26 protein-coding genes and 1 pseudogene are annotated in these 25,462 nt (G+C 70.5%); 11 read left to right on the top strand and 16 right to left on the bottom strand.

What is annotated here, in order from left to right; translation table 11 throughout:
* Positions 1–9: 9 nt before the first annotated feature.
* The 7 genes from ABLE88_RS06800 to glsA form a co-directional block, all read right to left on the bottom strand.
* On the bottom strand, positions 10–945 hold the full coding sequence (locus ABLE88_RS06800) for a hydrogenase subunit MbhD domain-containing protein (protein WP_348830676.1): 936 nt from the start codon (positions 943–945) through the stop codon (positions 10–12).
* The gene (locus ABLE88_RS06795) at positions 942–1,277 is read right to left on the bottom strand and encodes a cation:proton antiporter (RefSeq protein ID WP_348830675.1); all 336 of its coding nucleotides are present in this window, start codon (positions 1,275–1,277) and stop codon (positions 942–944) included. The genes ABLE88_RS06800 and ABLE88_RS06795 overlap by 4 nt, the downstream gene beginning before the upstream one ends.
* Complete coding sequence (locus tag ABLE88_RS06790; protein ID WP_348830674.1) at positions 1,274–1,570, bottom strand: monovalent cation/H+ antiporter complex subunit F; 297 nt, start codon at positions 1,568–1,570, stop codon at positions 1,274–1,276. Before ABLE88_RS06790 ends, ABLE88_RS06795 begins: the two co-directional genes overlap by 4 nt.
* Positions 1,563–2,108, bottom strand: a complete 546-nt coding sequence (locus tag ABLE88_RS06785; protein WP_348830673.1) for a Na+/H+ antiporter subunit E — start codon at positions 2,106–2,108, stop codon at positions 1,563–1,565. The genes ABLE88_RS06790 and ABLE88_RS06785 overlap by 8 nt, the downstream gene beginning before the upstream one ends.
* A gap of 89 nt (positions 2,109–2,197) precedes the next feature.
* Complete coding sequence (locus tag ABLE88_RS06780; protein WP_348830672.1) at positions 2,198–3,673, bottom strand: DUF3300 domain-containing protein; 1,476 nt, start codon at positions 3,671–3,673, stop codon at positions 2,198–2,200.
* A 237-nt stretch (positions 3,674–3,910) separates the two neighbouring features.
* Positions 3,911–5,563 carry an MFS transporter gene (locus ABLE88_RS06775; protein WP_348830671.1) on the bottom strand — a complete coding sequence of 551 codons (1,653 nt, stop codon included), beginning with the start codon at positions 5,561–5,563 and terminating at the stop codon, positions 3,911–3,913.
* A gap of 55 nt (positions 5,564–5,618) precedes the next feature.
* Positions 5,619–6,611, bottom strand: a complete 993-nt coding sequence (glsA, locus tag ABLE88_RS06770) for a glutaminase A (RefSeq protein WP_348830670.1) — start codon at positions 6,609–6,611, stop codon at positions 5,619–5,621.
* A gap of 654 nt (positions 6,612–7,265) precedes the next feature.
* On the opposite strand from glsA, the gene ABLE88_RS06765 reads away from it, so the two are divergent.
* Entirely contained in the window at positions 7,266–8,228 is a 963-nt protein-coding gene (locus tag ABLE88_RS06765; RefSeq protein ID WP_348830669.1) for a LysR family transcriptional regulator, read from the top strand.
* A gap of 14 nt (positions 8,229–8,242) precedes the next feature.
* Here the strand turns inward: ABLE88_RS06765 and ABLE88_RS06760 are convergent, their stop codons facing one another.
* On the bottom strand, positions 8,243–8,656 hold the full coding sequence (locus tag ABLE88_RS06760) for a thioesterase family protein (RefSeq protein ID WP_348830668.1): 414 nt from the start codon (positions 8,654–8,656) through the stop codon (positions 8,243–8,245).
* 306 nt (positions 8,657–8,962) lie between these two features.
* Between ABLE88_RS06760 and ABLE88_RS06755 the strand changes: the two genes are divergently transcribed.
* The 5 genes from ABLE88_RS06755 (at position 8,963) to ABLE88_RS06735 (ending at position 13,523) form a co-directional block, all read left to right on the top strand.
* On the top strand, positions 8,963–9,223 hold the full coding sequence (locus ABLE88_RS06755) for a sulfurtransferase TusA family protein (protein WP_348830667.1): 261 nt from the start codon (positions 8,963–8,965) through the stop codon (positions 9,221–9,223).
* Positions 9,224–9,304: 81 nt separating this feature from the next.
* Complete coding sequence (locus tag ABLE88_RS06750) at positions 9,305–9,667, top strand: DsrE family protein (protein WP_121624640.1); 363 nt, start codon at positions 9,305–9,307, stop codon at positions 9,665–9,667.
* Positions 9,668–9,729: 62 nt separating this feature from the next.
* Complete coding sequence (locus ABLE88_RS06745; RefSeq protein WP_348830666.1) at positions 9,730–10,266, top strand: hypothetical protein; 537 nt, start codon at positions 9,730–9,732, stop codon at positions 10,264–10,266.
* A 17-nt stretch (positions 10,267–10,283) separates the two neighbouring features.
* A complete protein-coding gene (locus ABLE88_RS06740; protein WP_348830665.1) occupies positions 10,284–11,903 on the top strand; it encodes a hypothetical protein in 1,620 nt (539 codons plus the stop codon).
* 117 nt (positions 11,904–12,020) lie between these two features.
* Positions 12,021–13,523, top strand: coding sequence for a 5-methyltetrahydropteroyltriglutamate--homocysteine methyltransferase (locus tag ABLE88_RS06735; protein WP_348830664.1), 1,503 nt, complete (start codon positions 12,021–12,023; stop codon positions 13,521–13,523).
* 51 nt (positions 13,524–13,574) lie between these two features.
* Here ABLE88_RS06735 and ABLE88_RS06730 read toward each other — a convergent pair whose 3' ends face one another.
* Complete coding sequence (locus ABLE88_RS06730; RefSeq protein WP_348830663.1) at positions 13,575–14,582, bottom strand: AraC family transcriptional regulator; 1,008 nt, start codon at positions 14,580–14,582, stop codon at positions 13,575–13,577.
* 154 nt (positions 14,583–14,736) lie between these two features.
* Here ABLE88_RS06730 and ABLE88_RS06725 point away from each other — a divergent pair, with 154 nt between their 5' ends.
* Positions 14,737–17,406 (top strand): arylsulfatase, encoded by a 2,670-nt coding sequence (locus ABLE88_RS06725; protein ID WP_510182857.1) that lies wholly within the window; start codon positions 14,737–14,739, stop codon positions 17,404–17,406.
* A 190-nt stretch (positions 17,407–17,596) separates the two neighbouring features.
* Positions 17,597–18,349, top strand: coding sequence for a hypothetical protein (locus ABLE88_RS06720; protein WP_348830662.1), 753 nt, complete (start codon positions 17,597–17,599; stop codon positions 18,347–18,349).
* 34 nt (positions 18,350–18,383) lie between these two features.
* On the opposite strand, the gene ABLE88_RS06715 is transcribed toward ABLE88_RS06720, so the two are convergent.
* The 3 genes and pseudogenes from ABLE88_RS06715 to ABLE88_RS06705 all read right to left on the bottom strand — a co-directional run.
* Entirely contained in the window at positions 18,384–18,905 is a 522-nt protein-coding gene (locus ABLE88_RS06715; protein WP_348831104.1) for a flavin reductase family protein, read from the bottom strand.
* Complete coding sequence (locus ABLE88_RS06710; protein ID WP_348831103.1) at positions 18,902–19,627, bottom strand: LLM class flavin-dependent oxidoreductase; 726 nt, start codon at positions 19,625–19,627, stop codon at positions 18,902–18,904. Before ABLE88_RS06710 ends, ABLE88_RS06715 begins: the two co-directional genes overlap by 4 nt.
* A 43-nt stretch (positions 19,628–19,670) precedes the next feature.
* Positions 19,671–20,252, bottom strand: a pseudogene (locus tag ABLE88_RS06705) (methylase); the annotation flags it as partial.
* A gap of 210 nt (positions 20,253–20,462) precedes the next feature.
* On the opposite strand from ABLE88_RS06705, the gene ABLE88_RS06700 reads away from it, so the two are divergent.
* Positions 20,463–21,077, top strand: a complete 615-nt coding sequence (locus tag ABLE88_RS06700) for a DUF6151 family protein (RefSeq protein WP_348830661.1) — start codon at positions 20,463–20,465, stop codon at positions 21,075–21,077.
* A gap of 65 nt (positions 21,078–21,142) precedes the next feature.
* Here the strand turns inward: ABLE88_RS06700 and ABLE88_RS06695 are convergent, their stop codons facing one another.
* From ABLE88_RS06695 to ABLE88_RS06685, 3 genes are read right to left on the bottom strand one after another with little or no spacing between them, the layout of a single operon-like run.
* Positions 21,143–21,511, bottom strand: a complete 369-nt coding sequence (locus ABLE88_RS06695) for a hypothetical protein (RefSeq protein ID WP_510182856.1) — start codon at positions 21,509–21,511, stop codon at positions 21,143–21,145.
* 42 nt (positions 21,512–21,553) lie between these two features.
* Positions 21,554–21,913, bottom strand: coding sequence for an ABC transporter permease subunit (locus ABLE88_RS06690; RefSeq protein WP_348830660.1), 360 nt, complete (start codon positions 21,911–21,913; stop codon positions 21,554–21,556).
* A 1-nt stretch (position 21,914) separates the two neighbouring features.
* Positions 21,915–22,367 carry an ATP-binding cassette domain-containing protein gene (locus ABLE88_RS06685; RefSeq protein WP_348831102.1) on the bottom strand — a complete coding sequence of 151 codons (453 nt, stop codon included), beginning with the start codon at positions 22,365–22,367 and terminating at the stop codon, positions 21,915–21,917.
* A gap of 76 nt (positions 22,368–22,443) precedes the next feature.
* On the opposite strand from ABLE88_RS06685, the gene ABLE88_RS06680 reads away from it, so the two are divergent.
* Positions 22,444–23,406 carry a LysR substrate-binding domain-containing protein gene (locus tag ABLE88_RS06680; protein ID WP_348830659.1) on the top strand — a complete coding sequence of 321 codons (963 nt, stop codon included), beginning with the start codon at positions 22,444–22,446 and terminating at the stop codon, positions 23,404–23,406.
* A gap of 43 nt (positions 23,407–23,449) precedes the next feature.
* Positions 23,450–24,079, top strand: a complete 630-nt coding sequence (locus tag ABLE88_RS06675; protein ID WP_348830658.1) for a DsbA family oxidoreductase — start codon at positions 23,450–23,452, stop codon at positions 24,077–24,079.
* A gap of 263 nt (positions 24,080–24,342) precedes the next feature.
* On the opposite strand, the gene ABLE88_RS06670 is transcribed toward ABLE88_RS06675, so the two are convergent.
* Positions 24,343–25,338, bottom strand: a complete 996-nt coding sequence (locus ABLE88_RS06670; RefSeq protein ID WP_348830657.1) for a Bug family tripartite tricarboxylate transporter substrate binding protein — start codon at positions 25,336–25,338, stop codon at positions 24,343–24,345.
* Positions 25,339–25,462: the final 124 nt, after the last annotated feature.

Raw genomic sequence — 25,462 nt, 5'->3', positions numbered from 1 at the left:
AAGCGACGCTCATGGCCGCTCCTCGCCGGCCGGCGGGCCGAGCACCACGAGGATCAGCGTCAGGGCGATGGAAGCGGTGATCGCCACCTCCACGGTCTTGATGACCAGCTTCTCGATCCCCGGCGGGAAGGCGAGGAAGGCGCCGGCGCTCGCCCAGCCGAGGAAGCCGACGGCGAGCAGGCCGAACGGGCCGGCGAGCAGCACCGCGCGCAGCCGCCGGCTGCCGGCGTCCGGCAGCGGCGCGATCCCGCCCATGAGCGCCAGCAGCCCCATGGCGGCGAGCGTCGCCCCGCTCTGGAAGGCGCCGCCCGGCGCGTCGGCCCCGGTCCACAAGAGATAGATGCCCACCAGCACGCCGATGGGCACCAGAATGCGGGCGAGGAAGGCGGAGGGCGCGGGCGCGGCGCCTTCGAACAGTGGCGCCGGCCGCCCGCGCCACTTGGGATCGCGCGCCAGCGCCCACACCCCCACCAGCGCCAGCAGCAGCACGATCTTCTCCAGCAGCGTGTCGAGGGCGCGGAACGCCAGCAAGACGCCGGTCACCGGATTGCCGAGGCCGGTGGCGGGGAGCGCGGCGGCGGCGTCCGCCGCTTGGGAGGGCGCGGGCTCCGGCAGCGCGAGCACCATGGCGGCGAGCGCGAGCGCGACCGCAACGGAGACGGCGGCGGCGAGCGCCCTGCCGGTCGCGCCGGGGCCGGCGGTGGCGGCGTCCGCCGGGCGCGCGCCGGCCGCCGCGCGCAACAGGACGATGCCGGAGATGCCGCTGCCGATGGCGATCTCGGTGAGCGCCACGTCGGGCGCCTTCAGGCGCGCCCAGGCAAGGCCCAGCAGCAGGCCATAGCCCATGAAGGCGAGCACCGCCGCGCGCGGCGCCGGGCTCGCCACCGCGGCGAGGGCGCCGCCCGCCAGCAGCAGGCAGAGCAGGCCGTCGAACAGCAGGCTCAACGCTGCGCCTCCTGCTCCGCCGCCTCGGCCATCGCCGCTTCCGCCATCGGCGCCTCCGCCATGGCTGCTTCCGCCATCACTTGCGCCACCGCGCCGGAGGCGAACTGGGCGAGCAGCCAGACCGCCGCCATCTTCACCGCCGCGAGCAGGCTCGGCGCCTGCGGCAAGAGGCCGAGGACGATCAGCGCAAGGCCCACATTGTCGGCCTTGGTGAGCGCATGGATGCGCGAGAGCCCGTCGGGCAGCCGCACCAGCCCCAGCGTTCCGGCGGCGAAGAACAGGAGCCCGGCGGCGACGAGAACCACCGTGCCGGCATCGAGCAAAAGGCTCATGGCCGGCGCTCCGCCGCAGCCGCGGGCGCGCGCTCCGGCGGCCCCAGCGCCGCGCGGTAGGCGCAGGCGGCAAGCGCCGCCAGCAGCGCCAACAGCAGCGCCGCGTCCAGCAGCGCCGGCTCGCCCATGGCGGGCGCCAGCAGCAGGAGGATGGCGATCGACGCCGCGCCGAGCAGCTGGATGGCGAGCATGCGGTCGAGGTCGCTGCGCCCGCCGCCGCGCCACAGGACGGCGAGGCCGACCGCGGTCAAAAGCAGCAGCGCCGATCCGGCGGAAAACAGCAGGTCAGCCATGGCCGCGTCTTTCGCCCATGGCGAGGAAGGCATCGGCGTCGGCGGCGAGCGCCGCCGCCACCGGCGCCGTCACGTCGAGGCAGTGCACCACGAGGTCGGGCCCCGGCGCCGCCAAAGGAAGAGTCCCGGGCTGGAGGCTGGCGAGCGCGCGGAAGGCGTCGCGCGGCAGGCCCTGCGGCACCGCGCAGGGCAAAGTGAGGATGCCCGGCGCGACGCGCGGCGGGCGCGCCGCGACCCGGCGCGCGGCGTCCCATCCAGCCCGGAGCGCGCCGGCGGAAAAGCGCGCCAGATAGGCCGCGACGCCGCTCGGCCGCAGGTGCGCGCCGGCGGGCGGCAGCAGGGCGAGGCTGAGGCGCGCGGCGAGGGCGGCGACCAGGAGGCCGGCGGCGACATCGGGCCCGTCCATGCCCGCGAGCACCCCCCATCCCGCGAGGAAAGCGAGCCATCGCGTGACGCCGTGCGCCGTGAAGAGTTCCCCCATAGCTCCCTGCCCGCCGCGCCCGCCGGCGCGGAATTCGGCCCGCGACGTGCGGCGCATGATAGCCGCCGGTTCCGGCGGACGAAAGCGCGGGCGTGGCGGCGTCCGGCCGCCGGACGGGCGGCGCCGGAGCGCGCCGCCGCGCCGATTCAGCGGTTGCGCTGCAGTGGGGCGGTCCCGCGCTGTGCCGGCCGTGCATTGGGCCGCGGCCGGACGTTCTGACGGGGCCGGACGTTCTGATGGGGCCGCACGTTCTGCTGCGGACGGGCGCGCTGCTGCTGCTGCCGAACGCGCTGCTGCTGCTGCTGGCGCACCCGCTGCTGCTGCCGGACCCGCTGCTGCTGTTGCTGGCGCACCCGCTGTTGCTGCTGCTGCCGGGCTCCCTCGCCGCGATTGCGGGCGCCTTCCCGCGTGCCCTGGCCGGGGCGGTTGGCCGGGCGGTCGGGCCGCGCCGCCGGCCGCTCGGGACGGGCACTGGGACGATCGGGCCGCTCGGGACGGGCGCCGTCGGGCCTGCCGGGCCGGTCCGGGCGGGCGCCCGGACGGTCGGGGCCGCCGGGGCGGTCGGGCCTGAGGCCGGGGCGATCCGGGCGCGGGCCGGGCCGGTCAGGGCCGATGCCGGGACGGTTGGGGCCGATGCCGGGCCGGTCGGGCCGTCCCGGACCCATGCCGGGACCACCGGGACCACCCGGACCACCGGGGCGGTCGGGACGGCCGGGCCCGCCAGGCCCACCAGGCCCGCCAGGTCCACCAGGTCCACCAGGACCGCCGGGACCACCAGGGCCGCCGGGCCGGCCGGGGCGCCAGGGTCCCGGACCCCAGGCCGGCGGCCGCACGCCCGGACGCCAGCCCCAGTGCGGCGGCCGACGCCATCCCGGGGGCACCACCCACACCGTGTTCCAGCCGCGGTTGTTCCAGCCCCAGCGGTTGTTCCAGGCCGAGCCGACCAGGACGCCGGTGCCGAACACCAGCGCGCCGGTGGCGAAGGTGTCGAAGGCGTTGGAGCTGTCATAGACCGGCACGTAGATGCGCTCGGGATTGGCCGGGGCGATGTAGATCACCTCACGGCCGCCGCTCTCGCGGGTGGTCACCACCTGCTGCTCGGTGGTCTTCAGGTTGCCGACCTTCTGCGCCTTGGCGCGCAGCAACTGGATCACGGTCGACACGTCCTCCGGCTGGGTGACGAAGGCGTAGCCGATGGATTCGGTCCATTCCATGTGCGCGGCGAGCAGCGCCACCACGTCCGGGAAGCGCGCCAGCGCCTTCACCGAGGCGTCCCACGGCTTGTTGTCGATGCCGGCGAAGCGGCCCGCGGCGGTGTCGCGCGGGTTGGCCTTCATCCATTTGTCGAGTTCGACCAGCTGGTCCGGAAAGGCCGCCGCCGGCATCAGGATGGCGAGCAGCGGGTCGGGATAGAGCGCGACCGGGCCGAAAATGTATTCGAGGTCGCTCATCGAATAGGCCGGGCGGTCCTGCTGATCGGGCGCGGCCTGGGGCACCGGCGCCGCGGGCGGCGGTGGCGGCTGGGGCGGCGTCGGCTGGGCCTGCGGCTCGGCGGGAGACGGGTTCTGCGCCCCGGCGGCGATGGGGAAGGCAGCCGTGGACCAGGCGAAGACGCTCGCCATGAGGACCCGTCCAAACTTGCCCGCCTTGATCGGCGAGCCTCTCTTGCTGGCAGTGACGGGCACGACGTCCTCCACACTCATCCGGCCGGTGTCATCTTCTGCCGGCAACTCAACAACGCCTGGGAGGGCGAAAAGTGCCCGATACTCGGCACGGCTTTGCGCGCCCTGGCACGCAACGCCGTGGTGGTACGCCTGCCGGGGCGCTTTCGGGGGGGCTGCGCCCCGGCAGGGACCGCCTCATTTGGCGGGCGGCAGCTTGTCCGGGTCGGGGATCTCGCCGGGCTTGTAGTCCGGCAGGCGCCCCGCCGGGAGGATGCTGAGCAGCGCGATGCCGGCCATCAGCAGGAGGCCGATCTTGAGCGCGCGCAGGCGCGCCTCGGCGTTCACCGCCACCGCCGCCGTCACCTGCTCGGCGGTGGCGCCGGCGGTCTCGAGCGTCGCCCTCAGGCGGTCGTTGGAGACGAAGTTGATGCTGTCGAGGTTGACCATCGCCTGCACCTCGGGGGTCAGCGCCGGGGTGGCCGCGATCCGGCCGAGGACCACGGTGGACAGCAGCGTCACCAGCAGCGCGCCGGCGACCGCGGTGCCGACCGCCGAGGCGAGGTTGTTGGTTGTGCCGCGCAGCGAGCCGACGTCGCCCGCCAGTGCCTTGGGCGAGGCGGTGACCAGCACGTTGAACACCAGCGTCACCAGCGAGCCCTGGCCGATGCCGAAGACGATCAGGCCGAGCATCACCGGCACCGCGCTCCAGTCGTTGCGCACCACGAAGGCGAGCCACACCAGCGCCACGGTGCACAGCATGAAGCCGTAGCGGCCGATCTGGCGCGGCGTGAGCTTGTCGTAGAAGCGCACGATCAGCATCGCCGAGAAGAACACCGTGAGGTTGAACGGCAGCATGGCGACCGCGGTGGCGAGCGGCGAGCGGCCCTGCACGATCTGGATGTAGAGCGGCACCGAGAAGTTCAGCATCGCCTCGAGCGCCACCACCGCGAACATGGCGATCACCGCCGCCCACTCCTTGGGCGAGGTGATGACCTCGAGCGCCAGCAGCGGCGTCCGGCCCGCCTCCTGGCGCCGCCGGGTCCAGCGCACGAACAATTGCCCGAGCACGATGCCGACGACGATGAACACCGGCGCCGGCGAGAGCCCGGCGATGTTGAACGGCGCGCCCGGCGTCGCCACCGCCATGCCCCAGCGGTTGAGATTGTTGAAGCCGAACGAGATCAGCACGATCGCCGCGGCCGCCAGCACCACGCCGAGAAGGTCGATCTGGACCTCCGGGCGGCCGGTGTCGGAGCGCAGGCGGAAGCTCAGCACGAACACGATGGCCGAGAGCGCGATCAGGATGCCGAACGCCGGGCGCCAGCCGATGAAGGTGCCGAGCACGCCGCCGATCAGGAACGCGGCGACGCCCGCCGCCGCGCGCGCCGAGCCGAGCGCGCCCAGCGCCGTGGCCTGCTGTCGGCCGCGATAGTTCTCGGCGATCAGCGCCACCAGCGAGGGCACGATGGCGGCCGCCGCGGCGCCCGACAGCGCCTGGGCGGCGATCATCATGGTGGCGTTGGGGCTGAAGGTCATCAGCACCTGCGCGCAGCCGAACAGCAGCACCGTGGCGCGGAACACCCGGACCGCGCCGAAGCGCTGGTTGAGCTTGGCGCCGAGCATGACGAAGCCGGCCACCAGCATGGAATACATGACGATGCCGGTGGCGATCGTGGTGGGCGGCACGTTGAAGCTCTTCACCATGCCGCCGAGCGCCACGGGGAGCGAGGCGACATTGAACGACATCAGCACCTGGCCGAGCGCGATGGCGATCATCGGCACCCAGGACTCCTTGACCTCCTGCGCCTCCAGTCCGGCGCGCGGGCCGGCCGCCGTGGTATTGGTCATGGGCGTTTTCCTTCTGCGTTCTGATTCTTGTTCCGGGACGCACCTGCGGCGCGCGTCAGTCCTCGGGGCGGGAGACGAACAGGTCCATGCCGAGCTGCTGGGAGAGGTAGCGCGCCGCGAGCTGGCCCTTCACGCTGTTGCCGGCGGCGTCGAGCGGCGGCGCGAAGGTGCCGAGGCCGCCTTTGCCCGGCGAGACCGTGACGATGCCGCCGCCGATGCCGCTCTTGCCCGGCAGGCCGATCTCGTAGAGCCAGTCGCCGGAGGTCTCGTAGAGGCCGGCGGTGGCCATCACCGCCAAAGCGTAGTGGCACACGTCCGGCTCCACCACGCGCTGGCGCGTCACCGGGTTCACGCCGCCGTCCGCCAGCGTCGCGCCCATCACCGCGAGGTCCTCGGCGCTGACATTGAGCGAGCATTGCCGGGTGTAGAGCTCGGTCGCCTCGTCGGGGTCGCAATAGATGGCGCCGACGCTCTGCAGCATGCGCGAGATGGCGCGGTTGCGGAAGTTGGTGGCGAGCGCGGAGGCGTAGACCTCCTCGTTCAGCGGCAGGCTGCGGCCGGCGAAGCGCGAGAGCCCGTCATGGATGAACGCCCACTTTTCATCGGCGTCGGCGCCGGGCACCAGGCTGGTGGTGGCGATGGCGCCGGGATTGACCATGGGATTGGTGATGCCGCCCGGCATCGCCTCGATCGCCGCGAGCGAGTTGAAGGCCCGCCCGGTGGCGTTGGCGCCGAGCTTCGCGCGCGCCTCCGTGGGGCCGATGATCCCGCACACCAGCGCGAACAAGAACGGCTTGGACACGCTCATGATGGAGAATTCGTGGGCGACGTCGCCGGCGGCGTAGACCCGTCCGCTGGTGCCCACGACGCAGATGCCGAACAAGTCGCGCGGAACCCGCTCGAGCGCCGGATAGACCTTGGAGTTCTCGCCCGCGTCATTGTCCTTGAAGCGCGCATATGCGCGCTGCACCAGGCGCTCGATCTGCTCGGCCTCCGGCAGGTGGCCGGTGGAGATGTAGGGGGTGGCCAGATCGTCGTCTCGGAACATCGGTGGCGTCCTCGTTCTTGCGGTGATGGGCGTCTGTCGGCGGGAGCTGCGTCGGGGCCACCCAGGGCGCGCCGCGTCCAGGCGGTGCCCCGCCCTCGCGGCGTGATTTCCCGGACGGAGCATCGTCCCTTTCGCCCATGCGGCCGCCCGGGAAGCGGCACGGTGGGTCCGTCCGCCGGTCCCGCAGGCAGGCTGCGGATCGCCGTCAACCTTAGGGCTTGCGCTTGCGCGTCTCAAGAAAAACGTCGGATTATAACTTGGATGTTTTTCGCAATTTTAGTGCAATGCAATAAAATATTCCGTCCTGCAAGATAAAACCTCGAAAACTAGAGCCGCTCGGAGATCTGGGGGCGGGATGTGCTTATGATCGTACCGCGTCGAGCCAACCACCCGTCCGGCGGTCTCCCGGCGCCCCGAAGGTTGCGATCGGCCTCCTTGCCAACCCGTTGGTGCGGCGTGCTTTTGAGGCCGAAGAAGGCGACGAATCAGGGGAGGCCTCGCGTGCAGCACCCGGGGCTTGAAACAGGTCCGCGGCCGGTCGCGGGCTGCCGGCCGCGTTCCGCTCGCGGCCGAAACATGCCAATGTGAAGCTGAGCCGTAAACGCTGAATTTTCTTCAGAGCGGCGGTGAAATCCACTCACGAAGGCCAGCCGCATGTCGCTGAAGCGAGTTGATCTGAATTTGTTCAGGGTATTCGAGGCCGTAATGCAGTCGCGCAGCGTCAGCGGGGCCGGCAAGGATCTGGGCGTGACCGCGTCGGCGGTGAGCCATGCCCTCGCGCGGCTGCGCCTCGCGGTCGGCGACGAGCTGTTCGTCTATGGCGAGGCGGGCATGGTGCCGACCGCGCGGGCGCTGGCGATCGCCCCGGCGATCCGCGAAGGCCTGGAGCGGATCGAGGAGGCCATCGCCGCCAAGCCGTTCGTGCCCGCCGAGGCGGCGCGCACCTTCCGCATCGCCGCCAGCGAATACGGCACCAGCGTGGTGCTCACCCGCCTCATCGAACGGCTGGCGCAGCACGCGCCGCAGCTCGAACTGCGCATCTTCCCCTACAGCCGGCTCGACGTGGTCCAGCAGCTGGACGAGGGGCGGCTCGATCTGGTGGTCGGCTGGTTCTCGGACCTGCCCGAGCGCGTGCGCCGCGCGGACCTCGTGAGGGACCGGGAGGCGCTGGTGGTGCGCCGCGGTCATCCGCTGGTCGGCCAGCCGGTCACGCGCGAGGCATTGTTCGCCTATCCCTTCGTGGTGGTGGAGCTGACCGGCAGCGGCGACCAGGCTTCCGACGGCTTTCTCGATGATCGCGGGGTCTGGCGCCGGGTGTGGATCGACCGCCTGCTGATGGAGGCGGACGACGACGCGGCTGCGGTCGCCCACGTGGCGGTCTCGCTGCCCCATTACGCCTCGGTGGCGGCGATCCTCTCCTGCACCGACATGGTGGCGACGCTGCCCGCGCGCATGGCGCTCCCTCTGGAGGAGGCGGGCGCGCATGTGATGCTCGATCTGCCCTACGCGCCGTTGGAGGTGACGGTGGAGGCGATCTGGCACCAGCGCGCGGAGCGCGACGCGGGTCTGAAATGGCTGGTCGGCGAACTGGCGGCGGCGATGCGGGCCGAGGCCTGAGCGCGGCCGCGCCGTCAGTCGGCGCAGGATTGCGGCGTGCCGAGACGCTCGCGCATCTCGTCGACCCGACCCTGCAGACGCGCGACCTCGACCACGCCGCGCTGATGGGTGACCGTTCCGACAATGGCTCCCTCGGTGCGGACGACCGCCTCGAACGAGACCCGCCGTCCGTCGACGGCGGTGATCTCCGCCTCCACGTCGACCTCGGCGCCCATGATGGCGGGGCCGGAATGGACGAGACGGACCTGGGCACCCACGCTGTCATGACCCGGATCGAGCATGGGCAGGAGCATGTCGCGGCACACCATCTCCACGTCGTAGAGCATGTTGGGCGTGCCGTAGACCCTGAGCGTCGGACCCATGAACGTAATGGCGCGCGCATCGTCCACCACGACGCGACGCCGGCTGCGGGCGCCTACCTCTATCATTCCGCATGCCTCCGGAGCGTTAGCCTGCCTTGAGGATGGCGAGTTCAGTTCAATAATGCAAGTCAGTGTCCCGCCGCTGCCGCCGCGCCGATGCGGCACCGCGCCTTGACGGGGCGGGAAGGCGGGTCCTAGTCTGGCCGCGAGCGGTGACGCACGCCCGACGCCATGCCCCGGGAGGGCTGGTCCTCTGCAGTGGAAGCCTGCAGGCGCACAGGGTGACCGTCAGCTCCCTTCCCATTTCGGTGACAGATGCGGGACCGTGCGCGACGCGTCGCGGACGTGCGCCGTCCAGCAGGGACAGGGGCCATGGCCGAACGCCAGGGGCGCGCCGATCCGTTCGGCGCGGTCGATGAATGGGACGCCGCGGACATGGGCTGCGGCGAACTCGTCATCTTTCTGCGCCTGCGCCTGAAGGCCATGCCAGGCGAGGTCCTGCGCCTGACCGCCCGCGATCCCGGCGCGCCGGAGGACCTGCCCTCCTGGTGCCGGATGACCCGCAACACCTTGATCCATCACGATCCCGAGGCGAAGTGCTTCTGGATCCGCTCCCGCACGGACTGGAGCTGAATGCCGGCCGGGGCGATGCCCGCTCGGCCCCATCGAGACCGCCGGCGCGGCCGGCGCGACCTAAGGAGGGAGAGAGCAAAGATGCCCGGAAAGTTCGTCGTCTCCATCAGCTGCGCCAAGAACGACACCGACAAGGCGACCGTCGGCTTCGTGATCGCCAACGCCGCCGTCGCCTCCGACAAGGAGACCGTGGTGTTCCTCTCCATCGAGGGCACCCGCTTGTCCCAGAAGGGATACTCGGACGACATCCACGAGGAGGGGTTCGCCGCGCTGAAGGATCTCATGAGCGCCTTCGCCGAGGCCGGCGGCACGATCTATGTCTGCTCGCCCTGCTTCAAGAAGCGCGGGCTCGACGAGAACAACCTGGTGGCGGGCGCCAAGATCGTCGGCGGCGCCAAGCTGGTGGAATTCATGGGCGAGGGCGCGCCCTCGATCTCCTACTGACGCCGCGCGGCGGGACCGGCGGCCGGTCCCGCTGCCCACTTTGACCCGTGGAGGACCGTGCCATGATCCCCTACCGCACCATGATCGCGGCCTTCCTCGCCGCCGCCCTCGGCTACGGGGCGCTGAGCTATGGCCTCTTCCGGATGCCGCAGACCGCGGCGGCGGCGGAGGAATGCGGCTTCCTGGCCGACGAGTTCGTCTCGGCGGGCACGCTGACCTATGAGCGGACCCAGGCGTTCGCGGTCAGCTTCCTGCGCAAGCAGGAGTATTTCACCGCCGCGACGGTCGGCTTCGCGTTCGCCTTCCTCGCCTTCGCGCTCATCGCCGGGCGCCGCGGCGGGGCGGCGGGGGCCGGCATGGCGGCGGGGGGCGGGGTGCTGGCGCTCTCGGCCCTGTGCATCTCTTGCCTGGCCCCGGTGCTGTCGCTGGTGGGGCTCGGCATCGCCGGCAGCCTCCTTGCGGACGTGCCGAAGTGGCTGCTGACGCTCAACACCGCGCTGCTCACCTTGTGGGGCACGCTCTATCTCTCGCGGCGCCTGGCCACCTGCCCGCTGCCTGCGCGGCAGGCGGACGGGGCGCTCGCCCATAGCCAAAGCTAGATCCGGAGGAACACGCCATGCCCCGTTCGCTTCCGCGTCTCTTCGCCGGCGCCGCGCTCGCCGCCGTGCTCGCAGGTCCGGCCGCCGCCGACGACGCAAGCCTCCTCACCCCAGCCAAGCCCGGCTGGCCGCTCGCCCATCCCATCGCCACCACAGACATCCCGCCCCCGCCCTTCTCGCTGCTGGCGGACCGCCCGGTGAAGCCGGCCTATGTGCCGGGCCTGCCCGGCCTGCCGCAGGGGCGGCTGGTGAGCGACGACTTCGGCCGCAAGCCGCCGAAATATGACGGCGTCTTCATCCGCAGGAGCCGGGTGGAGAACGGCGCGGTGGTGATCCCGCCGGGCGGCCTGGTCTTCATGGAGGACACCTGGGGCGGGGAGGTGGCGCTGCGCGGCGAGCAGGTGCCGGTGCTCTCGCGCCTGCCCACCTATGTGGACTACGACATGACCATCGTCGTGAAGAAGGACGTGACCATCCCCGCCGGCGGCAGCGTCGCGGTGGGCGGGCAGGTCTTCAACTATTACGCGACGGTCGGCCACGAGAAGATGGCCAACCACACCGTTCACGTGCGCACCATCGCCGGCACCGACTGGGAATGGGCGTTCGGCGCCCCGGCCTTCTCCGCCACCGAGACCGGCTGGTTCGGCGACCGCTTCGCCCAGCTCTACAACCAGGGCAAGGCGCGGGAGATCACGGGAAAGCAGATCACCTTCGACTGGCTGAGCGGGGTGCGCATGGACCGCATCCTGCTGGCGCAGGACAAGGTGTTTTCCGGCCTCGCCGGGGCCGGCGAGAGCTGGAAGGTGGGGGATCGCACGGTGCGCGTCTCCGCCGTCGATCCCGCTGCCGGCTCGGTGACGCTGGAACTGCTGGCCGGCGACAAGGTCACCGCCACCCGCACCCTCGGCCCGGTGAAGGGCGAGCTCCTGATCGAGGACACCGCCGCCCGCAAGGCGCTCGTCTTCGAAGATGCCGACATGGTGGCCTTCCTCTCCCCCTGGCCCAGCGCCTTCGAGGGCGGCAAGGCCAACCTCAAGGTCTATGGCGGCGCCTACAGCCTCAAGTACGGCGCGGACTTCGCCGGCGACACGCGCTTTGCGGTCTATCCCGTGGGCTGCCCCACCGGGCACAATTTCGGGTTCATGCTGGTCAACAAGGCGGAGATCCGCCTGCAGCCCGGCACCACGGTGGACGGCCCCGAGGGCTATTTCCGCGTGGTGGTGGAGAAGGTGGAGGGCGACAAGGTGCTCTCCTGGCGCATCGAGGATGCCAAGGGCAATCGCTCGGTGGACCTCGGCGGCCCGGCGGTGACCAATGTCGACCTCGTGCTCGGCCAGGGCCGCGTCGCCGGCCAGGCGATCCTGAAGGACGTGGGCCGCGCCATGCTGGCGCGCAATTACGACACCATGGTGCGGCTCGAAACCGCGAGCCTCGCCGCCAAGGACGCGGCCAAGGACATGGCCAAGGGCGCCGGGTCCGTCCAGCCCGCCGCCGCGCCCGCCGCGGCACCGCACGCGGCGGCGGCGAAGCCCGCCGATGCGTCCTACTCGCCGACTTTGGCGCTGGCGGTGGGCGTCATGGCCATCGGCGCTGGCGCCATCGGCTTCGAGATCGGCCGCCGCCGCAAGGCCGGCTGATCCGAAGGCCGCGCCCCGGCGCGGCGGCGCCGGTTCCGGTCAGGGCCGGAACCGGCGCTTCCCTTCAGGGCGCGCGTGGCCCCTCCCGCGCCCCTCATCGAACGCGAGAGCGCTGCCATGACCGAGACCCTTCTGCGCCACGACCACGCCGCCGACGTCGCCTTCGACGGCGGCGACCTTGATTGCGGCAACGGGCTCCTGCTGCTGATCCGCAGGCACATCGACCCGCTGCCGCGCGGCGGGCTGCTGGAGATCCGCTCGACGGAAATCTCGGTGGACGACGACCTGCCCGCCTGGTGCCGGCTCACCGGCAACGAGATGGTCTCGTTCCTGAAGGAGGGCCGCCAGCGCTCCTTCCTGGTCTGCAAGGGCCGCCTTGAGGAACGCGCGCCGGCGCCGCCGCCCGCCGCCGCGCCGGCCATGGGCGTGCCGGCCGAACCGCGTCCGGCCCGCGTGCCGGTGGCCGCGCCCGCCATTCCCGCGCTGGCGGTGATGGGCATCGGCTCCTGGCCGCGCCCGCGCTGGATGATCGACGCCATGCACGCTTATGTGGAAGGCCGCCTGCCGGAAGCGGCGTTCCACGAGACCGCGGACGATGCCGTGCGCCTCGCCATCGCCGCCCAGGAGAGGGCCGGCGTCGACGTGGTGACCGACGGCGAGCAGCGCCGCGACAGCTATGCCAGCTTCGTCGCCAGCCGGCTCGACAATTGCCAGCTGATCCCGCTCACCGATTTGCTGCCGCTGGTGGACCATCCCGAGGAGTTCGAGGCCGAATTGCGCGCCCTCGACATCCCGGCCGGCGAGGTGCGCCACCCGGCGGTGTTCGGCCGGCTTTCCCGCTCGCGCCCTCTGGTGGCCCACGAGGTGGACTTCGCCCGCACGGTCACCGCCAAGCCCGTGAAGGTGGCGCTGCCGGGCCCCTATCTGCTGACCCGCACCATGTGGATGGAGTGCATCTCCGACCGCGCCTATGACAGCCGCGAGCAGCTGGCCGCCGATATCGTGCGGGTGCTGCGCGAGGAGCTCTTCGAGCTGATGGAGGCCGGCGCGGCCCTGGTCCAGTTCGACGAGCCGGTGCTGTCCGAGGTGGTGTTCTCGGGCGCCAAGAGCAAGCGCTCCTTCATGTGCGGCGCGCTGTCGGAATCGCTCGCGCCGGAGCAGGAGCTGGCCTTCGCCCGCGATCTGCTCAACGCGGTGCTGGCGGGTGCCCCGAAGGAGCGCACCGCGCTCCATGTGTGCCGGGGCAACTGGACGCCGGACGAGCGCGTCGCGCTGTCGGGCTCCTATGCGCCGCTGGTGGCGACGCTCGCGCAGGTGAAGGTGGGCGCCTACCTGTTGGAGATGTGCACGCCGCGCGCGGGCGAGATGGAGATCCTGACGGCGCTGCCGCAGGACGCCCGCATCGGCGTCGGCGTGGTGAACCAGAAGGACCCGCAATTGGAGGCGGTGGACACGGTCGCGGCGCGCATCGCCCACGCGATCGACCTGTTCGGGCGCGAGCGGGTGCTGCTGCACCCCGATTGCGGCTTCGCCACCTTCGCCGACAATCCCATTTGCTGCACCGCCGCCGCCGGCGACAAGCTCGCCGCCATCGCCGCGGCGGCGGCGCGGGTGCGCTAGGTCACGCGCCGGCCAGCGGCATCGCAGGCCGATCGGAGGACGCGTTCTCCTTCAGGCCTCGCTCCGGGCGGCGCGCCAGCGGCTGGGCGTCGTGCCGGTCCAGCGCTGGAAGGCGTGGTTGAAGGCGCTGTGGGTGGTGTAGTCGAGGGCCTCGGCCACCCGTCCCACCGGCAGGGTGGTGAGGGCGAGCAGCTCGCGCGCCACGGTGCCGCGCACCTGGTCCTTGATGTCCTCGAAGCTGGTGCCGCGCGCGGCGAGCTGGCGCGCCAGCGTGCGTGTGCTCACCGCAAGCTCTCGCGCCACGTGGTCCCGGCCCGATTCCCCGGTCATCAGGCGCGGCCGCAGGACGTGCCGCACCCGCGCCGAGAGGTCGTCGAGGTCGCCGCGGGCTTGGTTGCGCATCAGGTTCCGCAGCCGGGTGCGCTCGGCGGGATCGGCGCCGGGCAAAGGACGCGCCATGTCGCCCGGCGAGAGGACGATGCAGCACTGCTCCTGGTCGAACAGCACCGGCGCCCTGAGCACGCCGATATGGGCCGCCGGATCCTGCGGCAGGCGGCAGCACTGCAAAATCCGCACCGGACGCGCCTTCCCTTCCGTCAGGTTGCGGACGAAGTTGCAGCCGATTGCCAGCACCAGATCATAGACCTGCCGGCCACCGGGCGAGGGGCCGTCATAGATGCCGTAGCCGAGGGCATAATCCTCGCCCATGCGCTGGAGATAGACGGTGGCGCTGCGGGAGTAGCCGAGCTGGAGCCCCACATAGTCGCGCAGGGCATCGCCGAGGGTGGGCGCGCGCGTCATCAGCTCGCCCATGGCGCCGAGCACCCGGTGGTCGAGCCCGGCGCCGAGCCGCAGGCCGAGCGTGGGGCAGCCGGTGAGCACCGCCGCGCGCTCCAGGATGGCGAGCAAGGCCGGCATGGGCAGCCGCGCCTCGGGAACCAGGTCGCCGGCGGCGATGCCGGACCCCGAAAGGACATCGCCGAGCGGAACGTCGAACTCGGCCAGGGCCTGCGGCAGGAACGCCAGCGGCCCCACCCGCTGCATCGGCGCGCGCTGCAATTTGGCGTCCCCCTGTCCTCCAATGGCAAGCATTGATCTGCGTCATAGGCTAAGCCGTTGCGCAAGAGCAAGTGTTGACCCACGCGGACCTGGAGCAGGGGCCGGGCCGGCTTTCCTCGCCATGCGGCAGTCCGCGCAAGACGAGGAGACGGCCATGTCGCGCATTGCTTCCCTTATGGTAGCCGCGGGGCTCACGGCGCTTGCCGCCGGTCCGTTCGCGGCCGGCCCCGCCGCCGCGCAGAAGATCATCGGCACGCCCGGGGCGCCCGATTCCACCATCGTCATCGACGACGCCCAGATTCCCGCGCCGCCCCAGGCGTTCGGCGGCGAGATCAAGGACCTGGCCCAGGACTCCAAGCCCTATTGGCCGGCGCGCATCGTGCCGCCGCCGGGCGCGCCCAACGTGCTGCTGATCATGACCGACGACGTGGGCTTCGGCGCGCCCTCCACCTTCGGCGGCGTCATCCCCACCCCGGCGCTCGACCGCATCGCCAATGACGGCCTGCGCTACACCAACTTCCACTCCACCTCGCTGTGCTCGCCGACGCGCGCGGCGCTCATCACCGGGCGCAACCACCATTCGGTGGGCTTCGGCGTCATCGCCGAGCAGGCGACGGGCTATCCCGGCTATGACAGCGTCATCACCAAGGACAAGGCCACCATCGGCAAGATCCTGAAGGACAACGGCTATCGCACCTCGTGGTTCGGCAAGAACCACAACACGCCGGCCTTCCAGGCGCTCTCCACCGGCCCGTTCGACCAGTGGCCGACGGGCATGGGCTTCGAATATTTCTACGGCTTCATGGGCGGCGACACGAGCCAGTGGCAGCCGGACAACCTCGCCCGCAACACCACCTACATCTATCCCTTCCAGGGCAACCCCTCCTTCAACCTGATCACGGCCATGGCGGACGAGGCCATCGGCTACATGAACAAGGTCAACACGCTCACGCCCGACCAGCCCTTCTTCGTCTATTACGTGCCCGGCGGCACCCACGCCCCGCACCATCCCACCCCCGAATGGATCGAGAAGGCCACCAGGCTGAACCTGTTCGACAAGGGCTGGAACGCCCTGCGCGAGGAGATCTTCGCCAACCAGAAGAAGCTCGGGGTGATTCCGCAGAATGCCAAGCTCACGCCCTGGCCGGATGATCTACTCAAACGCTGGGAGCAGCTCTCCGACGATGAGAAAAAGATGTTCAAGCGCCAGGTGGACGTCTATGCCGCCTATCTGATGTATACCGACCATGAGATCGGCCGCGTCATCCAGGCGGTCGAGGACATGGGCAAGCTCGACAATACGCTGATCATCTACATCTCGGGCGACAACGGCTCGAGCGCGGAAGGCACGCTCATCGGCACCCCGAACGAAGTCGCCATGTTCAACGGCGTCGAGGTGCCGGTGGAGGATCAGCTCAAGTATTTCTACGACGTGTGGGGCTCGGACCGGACCTACAACCACATGGCGGTGCCGTGGACCTGGGCCTTCTCCACCCCCTTCTCCTGGACCAAGCAGGTGGCCTCCCATTTCGGCGGCACCCGGCAGGGCGTGGCGGTGTCCTGGCCCAAGGTGATCACGGACAAAGGCGGCATCCGCACCCAGTTCCACCATGTGGTCGACATCGTGCCCACCATCCTGGAGGCCGTCGGCATCAAGGCGCCGCAGGTGGTGGACGGCATCAGGCAGTCGCCCATCGAAGGGGTGAGCATGGCCTACACTTTCGAGCCGGCGGCGGCGAACGCGGCCTCGACCCGCACGACGCAATATTTCGAGATGATGGGCGACCACGCCCTCTATCACGACGGCTGGATCCTCTCGACCAAGGTGATGCGCCCGCCGTGGGTGATTTCCGGCGGCCTCGGCGCGGATCCGGTCAAATATCCCTGGGAGCTGTTCGACCTCAGGAACGACTGGACCCAGTTCGAGGACGTGGCCGCCAAGAACCCCGCCAAGGTGAAGGAGCTGGAGGCGATCTTCTGGCAGGAGGCGAAGAAGTACCAGGTGCTGCCGCTCGACGCGACGGTCGCCACCAGGCTCGTCACGCCGCGCCCGAGCGTGACCGCCGGCCGCGACGTGTTCAGCTGGACCCGCCCGCTCACCGGCACGCCGAACGGCGATGCGCCCTCGATCCTAAACACCTCCTATACCTTCACCGCCGACATCACGGTGCCCGAGGGCGGCGGCGAGGGCATGCTCATCACCCAAGGCGGCCGGTTCGCCGGCTACGGGCTCTATGTCCTGAAGGGCAAGCCCACCTTCACCTGGAACCTGGTCGGACTGAAGCGCATCAAATGGCAGGCCCCCGAGGCGCTTCCGCCCGGCAAGCACACCCTCGTCTTCGACTTCAAGTATGACGGGCTGGGCATCGGCACGCTGGCCTACGGCTCGGTGAGCGGCATCGGCCGGCCGGGCACCGGCACCTTGAGCGTGGACGGCAAGGAGGTGGCGAAGATCACCATGCCGCACACCATTCCGCTGATCCTCGCCTGGGACGAGAATCTCGACGTGGGCGCCGACACCGGCACGCCGGTGGACGATGCCGACTACCAGGTGCCGTTCGCCTTCACCGGCAAGATCGGCAAGATCACGCTCGCCATCGACCGTCCCAAGCTCACCGCCGATGACATCGCCAAGCTGCGCGATGCCGCGGCGAAGGCGAAGGACGGTCCGGCGCCCGGCGAGGCGCACGCGGCCAACCCGCTCGGCGGCATCGCCCCGGTCGCCACCCGGCGCGAGAAGCTGCAAGCGTGCCGGACGCAGGCGCAGGACAAGGGCCTCGATCTGTTCGAGCGCATCAAGTTCATCGAGGCCTGCGTGCGGTAGCGGCATCCGCGCGGTCCCGCCCTGGGCCGCCCGCTTTGCTGCACTGCGGGGCGGGGCAGGGCACCCAACCGGGCGGGAAAAGCGGCCGCAAAGGGTCCTTCTCCCCGCGCTCCGCTTGGGGCATTGTCCCCCGGTCCTTCACCCCCAGCGGTCGGCCGGCCGGCCGACCGCTCATGCGAGGCAGACGCCAATGACCGAAGTGACCTCATCCCCGACGCGGTTCCGCAGTCCCGCGCTCGGGCTCGTGGCCGCGCTCGCCCTGATCGCCTGCGGCTCCGCCCAGGCGCAGCAGCAGCCGAAGCCGCCCCAGCATGTGCCGCTGCAGAAGGCCATCGGCGTGCCCCACATCGACCGGCCGATCCCCTCGCTCGCGGTGCTGAACGCCGCCGGCGCCAAGCTCGAGGGCACCAAGCTCACCCTCACCGGCGTGTCGTCCAACACCATCGTGTTCGCCGACCGCCCGGTGCGCGCGGCCGGCCACGAGACCCTCAAGCAGTTCCTGATGCAGTGGGACGAGGGCAAGGACAGCTTCGCCAAGGACCCGCCCAACGCCACCGTCTCGGTGCTCGGCGCCAATCCCGGCGAGGTGTCCGACGTGGTGGTGACGCTGAAGGCGCCCAAGCTCGACGGCTCCACCCTCACCTTCGACGTCGCGGTGCTGGAAGGCACGCTCACCGCCGGCGGTCCGGTGGCGGTGTTCATCGACGCCTGGGCGGTGCGCGGCCCTTATGGCGGCGGCGCGGTTCATGTGGGCGGCTACTACCACGCGCCGGTCTATCACGGCGCCTGGTATGCCCACCCTTATTACCCGGCGGCCGGCGCGGCGGCAGCGGGCTTCGTGGCCGGCGCGGCGGTGGCCGGCACGGCGGCGGCGGCCGCGGCCTCCGTTCCCCGGGCCTATCCGCCCTATTGCGGCTACTACCCCTACCCGCCCTGCTACTGAGCGGAACGACCCCTGAGGCGGGCGCGCGCCCGCCTCAGGCGCTCCGCTGCGGCGCCAGCCGCCGGTAGGCGCCGGCGAAATAGAGCAGCGGCTCGGCATCCGCGGTGCGCACGCGCACCACCTCGCCGACGAAGATGGTGTGGGTGCCGGCCTCGTGGCGGTCGTGGAGCCGGCATTCCAGGCTTGCCGCCGCCTCGTCCAGCAGCGGGCAGCCGGTCTCGCCGTGGGCGAAGGCGAGCCCCTCGAACGGCTGATCCAGCCTCTGGGCGAAGCGCGCCGCCAGACGGTCCTGGTGCGCCGCCAGGATGTTCACCGCGAATGCCGCGCCGCGCGCGATCAGCCCGTGCGAGGCGGTGGCGCGGTTCACCACCGCCAGCAGGCGCGGCGGGCTGGCGCTGACGCTGCACACGGCAGTGGCGGTCATGCCGTTGAGCCGCCCGTCGGCGCAGGTGGTGATCACCGTCACCCCCGCCGCCAGCGCCCGCATGCCGGCCTTGACGGCCTCCGCGTCCACCGCCGGCGGGCGCAGGGTGCCGGGGCACGCGGCCGCCATCATGCGCCGCCTCCCCTCACCATGTCGCGCAGGGTGCCGCCGCCATAGGCGGCGCGCAGATAGCCGCGCTGCTGGAGGATCGGCACCACGGCGCCGACGAAGCTCTCGAACGTGTCGGGCAGGAAAGCGGGCGAGACCACGAAGCCGTGCGCCGCGCCGCTGTCGATGATGGCGATCAGCTCGTCCGCCACGTCTTCGGCGGTGCCGACGAGGCGCGGGCACATGACGCCGCGCGCATAGACCCCGCCCGCCTCGGCGATGGTCATGGAGCCGTCCGGGGTGATGGAGCGCAGGGCGGCAATGTTGCCCTGGCTGCCCGAGGCGGCGATCTCGTTCACGGTCGCCTCCATGGGCAGGCCGGAGAAGTCCATGTTGGCATGGGCGGCGAGCGTCGAGAGGCCGGCCACCGGATCGGCGAGGCTGTCGTGCAGCGCGAGAAGCTCGTTCGCCTTTTCGCGGGTTTCGCCGATGAAGGGCATCACCGCCATCAGCACCTTGCTCGCGCCCGGGCGGCCCGCCGCGACGCGCGCGGCGTCGACGTCCGTCTTGAACAGCTTCATGCGCTCGAGGTTCGGCTGGAGCGCGAAGATGATGTCGGACCAGCGCGCGGCGAAGCGCTTGCCGCGCCCGGACGAGCCGGCCTGCACGATCACCGGGCGGCCCTGGGCGCTGCGCGGGATGTTGAGCGGCCCGCGCGACTGGAACCAGCGGCCCTCGTGCTTCACGTAGTGCACCTTGTCCGGGTCGGCATAGAGGCCGGCTGCGCGGTCGAGCAACCGGAACGGAGGGAAAAAGAAGAGAGAGAAGCTCCGCGCGGGTCTCGGCGAGCTCGTTGAGAATGACCGATGCGCCGGCTGTCTCTGCGACAACGGCTAGCAATCCCGTGCCGGCCGAAGGTTCGAGAACGCGGTCGGCGGGCGAAATCGCCGCCGCGGTGAGAACCGCGAGGCCGAGCGGGATTGGCGTCGAGAATTGCTGGAAGGACTCGCTCTCCTCAGATCGGCGCGTATGCGTCGGCAAGCGGTCTGCGATTTTCGACAGCATCGGAAGGGCGGCGGCCGGAGATCCGGCTTTGCGGAGAAGCGCCTTTCCGTATTTGTGCAGGAAAAGGACCGTCGCCGCCTCGCAGACGTCGTAGCTCATTTTCCAGTCCCAGGCGCCGGAAGCGTCCGACGTGCCGAAGGCGGATTCCATCGCCGCACGCAGGATTGCGGCGTCGACGTGTCGGCTCTGTTCGAGATGGGGAAGAAGGCGGCGTGCCGCGCCGGCGATCGCGGAGCGGGTAGACGTGCGATGGTCGCCGGGTGACACTGCCGCGTTAGCGGCAGCGGGAGCAGACATTTCGGACATGGAAGAGGTCTCGGGAGAGCGGGAGCGGACGAGCCGGCTGGCGCTCTCTTTCGGACCCGCCCGGCTCAAATCCCTCCGGCCAAACTCTTCCTCTCACGGTGTTGGCGAAGCAGAATGCCGAGGCGGAGCGGCAACCCATCGATAGGCCTAAATATTATGTAAAAAGGGATATTCTGAAGTTCGATAAATTTCGAAAAAGAGGTGGCGAAAATGGTCAATCTAGCCTGTGATTGCAATGCAATCGCATGGTCAATCGATGAAAGAATCCCCCGAACCGGGATTCGCTACCTTTGTCATTGCGATGATTGCCAAGCTTTCGCGCACTTTATCGGGCGGGCAAACAGGGTGCTGGATGCCAACGGGGGCACCGACGCCTACCAATTGCCGGCTTCACGATTGATGTTCAGCCGCGGTCTCGATAACCTTAGCTGTGTGCGGATGACAAACGGGCGTCTGATCCGCTGGTACTGCTCACACTGCAATACACCCGTGGCCAATACGTACGACACATCGAAACTGTCGTTTCTATCCGTTCCGCTCTGTGCTCTTCCTGCTGAACAGCGCGACGAGGCGTTGGGTCCATCTTCCGGGCACGTCTGGACGAAATTCGGTCACGGCGATCTATCGCGGGTAAAGCAGGTTAGTATTCCTGCGATGCTCTGGCGCATGGCGTCGCGCATTGCTGCTGCACGGATCAGCGGGGATTATCTCAACAATCCATTCTTCGATCCCGTGGCCTGCAAACCAATCTGCATGCCCCGTCACCTCACCTTTGCGGAACGTTCCGAACTTGACCGAAAGGTGCATGCGGTCGCGAGTGCCTAGTGGGGCTCTCGATCGCCGGCATGAAAAGTGGCGGAGCACTCTGCAGCGCTCCGCCGACAGATCATTCAGCCGCAATCGGAATCGGCGCTCTCGTTCGCTTCATCGTCCGAAAGAAATTCAGGAAGCTCTTCGGAATCGTAGGTTGCTTCGGCTGCGGAGAGCTCGACCTGCAGACCGTCGTCGAGCCTCAAAGGCTCCGGCAGCCAGCCGGTGTCGGCGAGCAGGCGTTCGGCTTCGATCGCCATCTCGCCCCTTTTCAGATGTTCGATGAGCTGGACCGCTCGTTCGCCCTTGGCCTCGCGGACGGCGTCCAGGATTCGCCGCTTCGGCACGCGACCGAGATAATTGTCGACGGTCGGCTTCCAACCGGCGTCGACCATGTTCAAGCCGACCGCCCGAGCGAGCCGGTCGGCATTCTTCAGGCGCTGCTGCACCGATGCGTCGTGACCGCGCCGCCGCCATAGCGGTCCGCCTTCTCATGGAGGGCATTGACGCCATGGCTGACGCAATGCGCGAGCAGCGCGAGGCGATGCGCGTCGTCGAGGCCGACGAGCCAATCCCAGAGTTGCTGGTCGTCTCTGGGAATGCTCGAACACCCGCGCGTCGCAGATCACGCAGGCGAGCCCCACCGCCAGGGCCGCGAACGCCGCCGCCAAGGCGAGCGGCAGGTCGAACATCACGTTGGCGAGGTAGCCGGCATAGGCGCCGAGGGTGAGCAGCGCGCCGACCGCGAAATTGGCGAAGCGCAGGATGCCGAAGACCAAAATGAGCGCCAGCGCCGGCAGGGCGAGGAGCAAACCGGTGACGAGGCCGTTGAGGAACAGCTGGGCCGCCATGTCAGGCCTCCTTGCCGAAGAACAGGCCGGCGAGGTCCGCCTGCTTCACGTCGCTCGCCTTGGCGCGCAGGCTGAGGCGGCCGGCCACCAGCACCACCACCTCGTCGGCGATGGCGAGCGCGGCGGTGACGTTCTGCTCCACCAGCAGCACGGTGACGCCGGCCTCGCGCACCCGCACCACCGCCTCCATGGTCTCGCCGACGATCTTGGGCGAGAGGCCGGCGGAGGGCTCGTCGAGCAGCAGCACCTCGGGGTTGGCGAGCAGCGCGCAGGCGAAAGCCAGCATCTGCCGCTGGCCGCCGGAGAGGTTGCCGGCGAGCGTCTTCGGCCTCAGGCCCAATTCGGCAAACAGAGCGAGCACGCGCTCGCGCTGGCCCGGGCCGACGCCGGCGCGGCCGCGGATGAACTCGGTAGCGAGCTTCAGGTTCTCGGCGATGGTGAGGGAGGCGAACAGGCGAGCAGATCATCTGTTCACTTCTTGATCAAAATCTTCGATTTTGATGCATATCAAAAAGGCGCTTTATCAGATCATGTCCCGAAGCCTCGAGATCGGCCTCTTGCGCACCTTCGTGCTCCTGGTGGAGGAGAAGAGTGTCACCAAGGTCACGCGGCGGCTGAACCGCACCCAGCCGGCCATCAGCCTGCAGATCCGGCGGCTCGAGGAGGCGGCGGGCTTCCCGCTGTTCGAGCCCGACCTGCGGCACCTGCGCCTGTCGCGCCACGGCGAGATGCTGCTGCCCCACGCGCGCACCATGCTGCGGCTCGACGAGGAGGCGCGCCTGCGCCTCGCCGCCGACGAGGTGGAGGGCCGCGTGATGCTGGGCTGCCCGGACCTTTATGCCGCCTTCCTCCTGCCCGAGACGCTGGCGCGCTTCCGCGTCAGCTATCCGGCGGTGGAGGTGACGGTGCGCTGCGCGCTCTCGCGCCAGCTGGCCGTAGACATGTCCGAGGGGCTGATCGACCTCGCCATCGCCACGCGCATGCCGGGGGTGGCGCCGCGGGTGGGCATCGGCACGCTGCTGCGCCCCGAGCCGCTGGTCTGGCTCGGCGCCGAGGGCGGCTCGGCCTACGGCGCCGATCCGCTGCCGCTCGCCATGCTGCCGGACGGCAACCTCTACCGCGACTTCGCCTTGGCGGCGCTCGACCGCATCGGCCGCCGCTGGCGCATCGCCTGCATCTCGGAAAGCATCGCCGGGCTCCAGGCCATGGCGCTGGCGGACGCGGCGGTGTGCGTGCTGGCCCAGTCGGTGCGCACGCCCGGCCTCGTGGCGCTCGCCCCCTCGGGCGGCCTGCCGGCGCTGGAGAGCGTCGACCTGATGCTCTGGCAGCGCCATCCGGGCGGGCTCGCCCGCGGCCGACCATCTGGCCGCCCACATCCGCCGGGACGTCTCCGCCGGCCGGTGAGGGCGGTATGGCCCTCGCCGTGCCTTGGCCGGGGGGCCGCGCGCGCGGAGCGCCGGCGTGGCGCGCGCCCGGCGCAGCATCGGCTATGATGCCGGCGCAGCGGATCGCAGGGTAGCCCGCGAGGAGGGGCCCATGGGCGTGACGGTCAAGGTGACATCGGATTTCGTCTGCCCCTGGTGCCTGATCGGCGAGCGCCGGCTTGTCCGGGCCATCGGCGCGCTCGCGGGGGAGATCGCCGTCACCGTCGAATGGCTGCCGTTCGAGCTCAATCCCGCCATGCCCGCCGAGGGCATGGACCGGCCCACCTACCGCGCGTTGAAGTTCGGCAGCGTGGAGCGCGGCCGCATGCTCGACGCGCGGACCATCGAGGCGGCGCAGGGCGACGGCATCGCCTTCGCCTATGACAGGATCCTCCGGACGCCCAACACCTTCCGCGCCCACCGGCTGATGCGGCTCGCCGCCCGCCAGGGCGTGGCGACGCCGCTGGCGGGCGCGCTGTTCGCCGCTTATTTCGAGCAGGGCCGCGACATCGGCGATGCGCAGGTGCTCGCCGACATCGCCGCCGAACACGGGCTCGACCGGGCCGAAGCGGCGGCCTTCCTGTCCGGCGACGACGGCGCGCAGGAGGTGCGCGCGATCGAGCGGGCGCAGCAGGCGGCGGGTGTCGACGGCGTGCCCTTCTTCGACATAAGCGGGCTCGCGCTCGCCGGCGCGCAGCCGGTGCAGGTGCTTGTGGCCGCGCTCCGGCAGGCCGCCGGCTGAGCCGGCCCGGCCTGCCTCCCGACGCCATGCCTTTGCCGCGCGGCGCGTGGTTCCGGTGGGGCTTCTTCAAGCCCTGCCGTTCGCGCCGGGACGCCGCCGCGGCGGACCTGACCGCCGGCCGCCAGCGCGCGCGCCGCACCCCGCGACCGCAAGGAACGGCGCCGCTGTCGCGGGCGCGGCGCCACGCCGCCCTCGCTTCCCATGACCTGAGGCCGCCCAGCGGGCCAGGGGCGCGGCCGCGCCCCTGGCCCGCTTGTGCGCCGCTATTCGTTGCGGATGCCGATGACCTTGATCAGCTTGCCCCACTTGTCCATCTCGCGCTTCTGGAACGCGGTGAACTCGGCCGGGCTGTTGCCCACCGCCTCGGCGCCCTGCTTCATCAGGAACTCGGCGGTGTCAGGCTCGCCGAGGATCTTCACCACCGCCGCGCCGACCTTGTCCACCACCGGCGCCGGGGTGCCGGCGGGGGCGAACAGGCCGTACCAGGCGCTCGCCGCATAGCCCTTCACCCCCGCTTCGTCCACGGTGGGAATGTCGGGCGCGGCGCGCGAGCGCTTGGCGCCGGCGAAGGCGAGCGCGCGCAGCCGGCCCTGCTGCACGTAAGGCAGCACCAGCGGCATGTCGCCGAACATCACCTGCACCTGCCCGCCCACCAGGTCGCCGATGGCGTTGCCCGAGCCCTTGTAGGGGATGTGGGCCATCTCGGTACCGGTCATGTTCTTGAACAGCTCCATGGCGAGGTGCTGGGAGGCGCCGTTGCCGCCGGAGGCATAATTGAGCTTGCCGGGATTGGCCTTGGCGTAGGCGATCAGCTCGGCGACGCTGTTCACCGGCACGCTCGGATGCACCACCAGGAGCAGGCCCACCTCCGCCACCAGCGTGATGGGCGCAAAGTCCTTCACCGTGTCGTAGGGCATGGAGGCGTAGAGGCTGGCATTCACCGCATGGGTGCCGATGGAGCCCATGCCGAGCGTGTAGCCGTCGGGCGCCGCCTTGGCGACCGCGTTGGCGCCCACATTGCCGCCGGCGCCGGTGCGGTTGTCGACGATCACCTGCTGGCCCCAGGCCTTGGTGAGCTTGTTGGCCAGCACGCGGGCGAGCACGTCGGTGGAGCCGCCGGGCGCGAACGGAACGATGATGGTGACTGGGCGGGTCGGGTAGCCTTCCGCCGGTTGGGCCGGCGCGGCGGTGGTCTGGGCCCAAGCGGGCGCGGCGAGCAGCGCGGCGGCGAGCGCCAGGGCGGCTTTCAGCTTGATCATGTGGCTTCTCCCCTAGGACCCTGCCCGGAGCCAGCGAGGCAGCCATCCGGGAGGGCGATGTTTTTCGGTTTCTTGGGTCCTGGCGGCCCAGGCGGGTGCCGCCCGGCCGGGCGGCTCCGCCTGC

Origin of the sequence: Xanthobacter luteus (genome assembly GCF_040049235.1) — a bacterium.
Lineage (GTDB): Bacteria > Pseudomonadota > Alphaproteobacteria > Rhizobiales > Xanthobacteraceae > Xanthobacter.
This window is presented reverse-complemented; position numbering and strand designations above follow the sequence as displayed.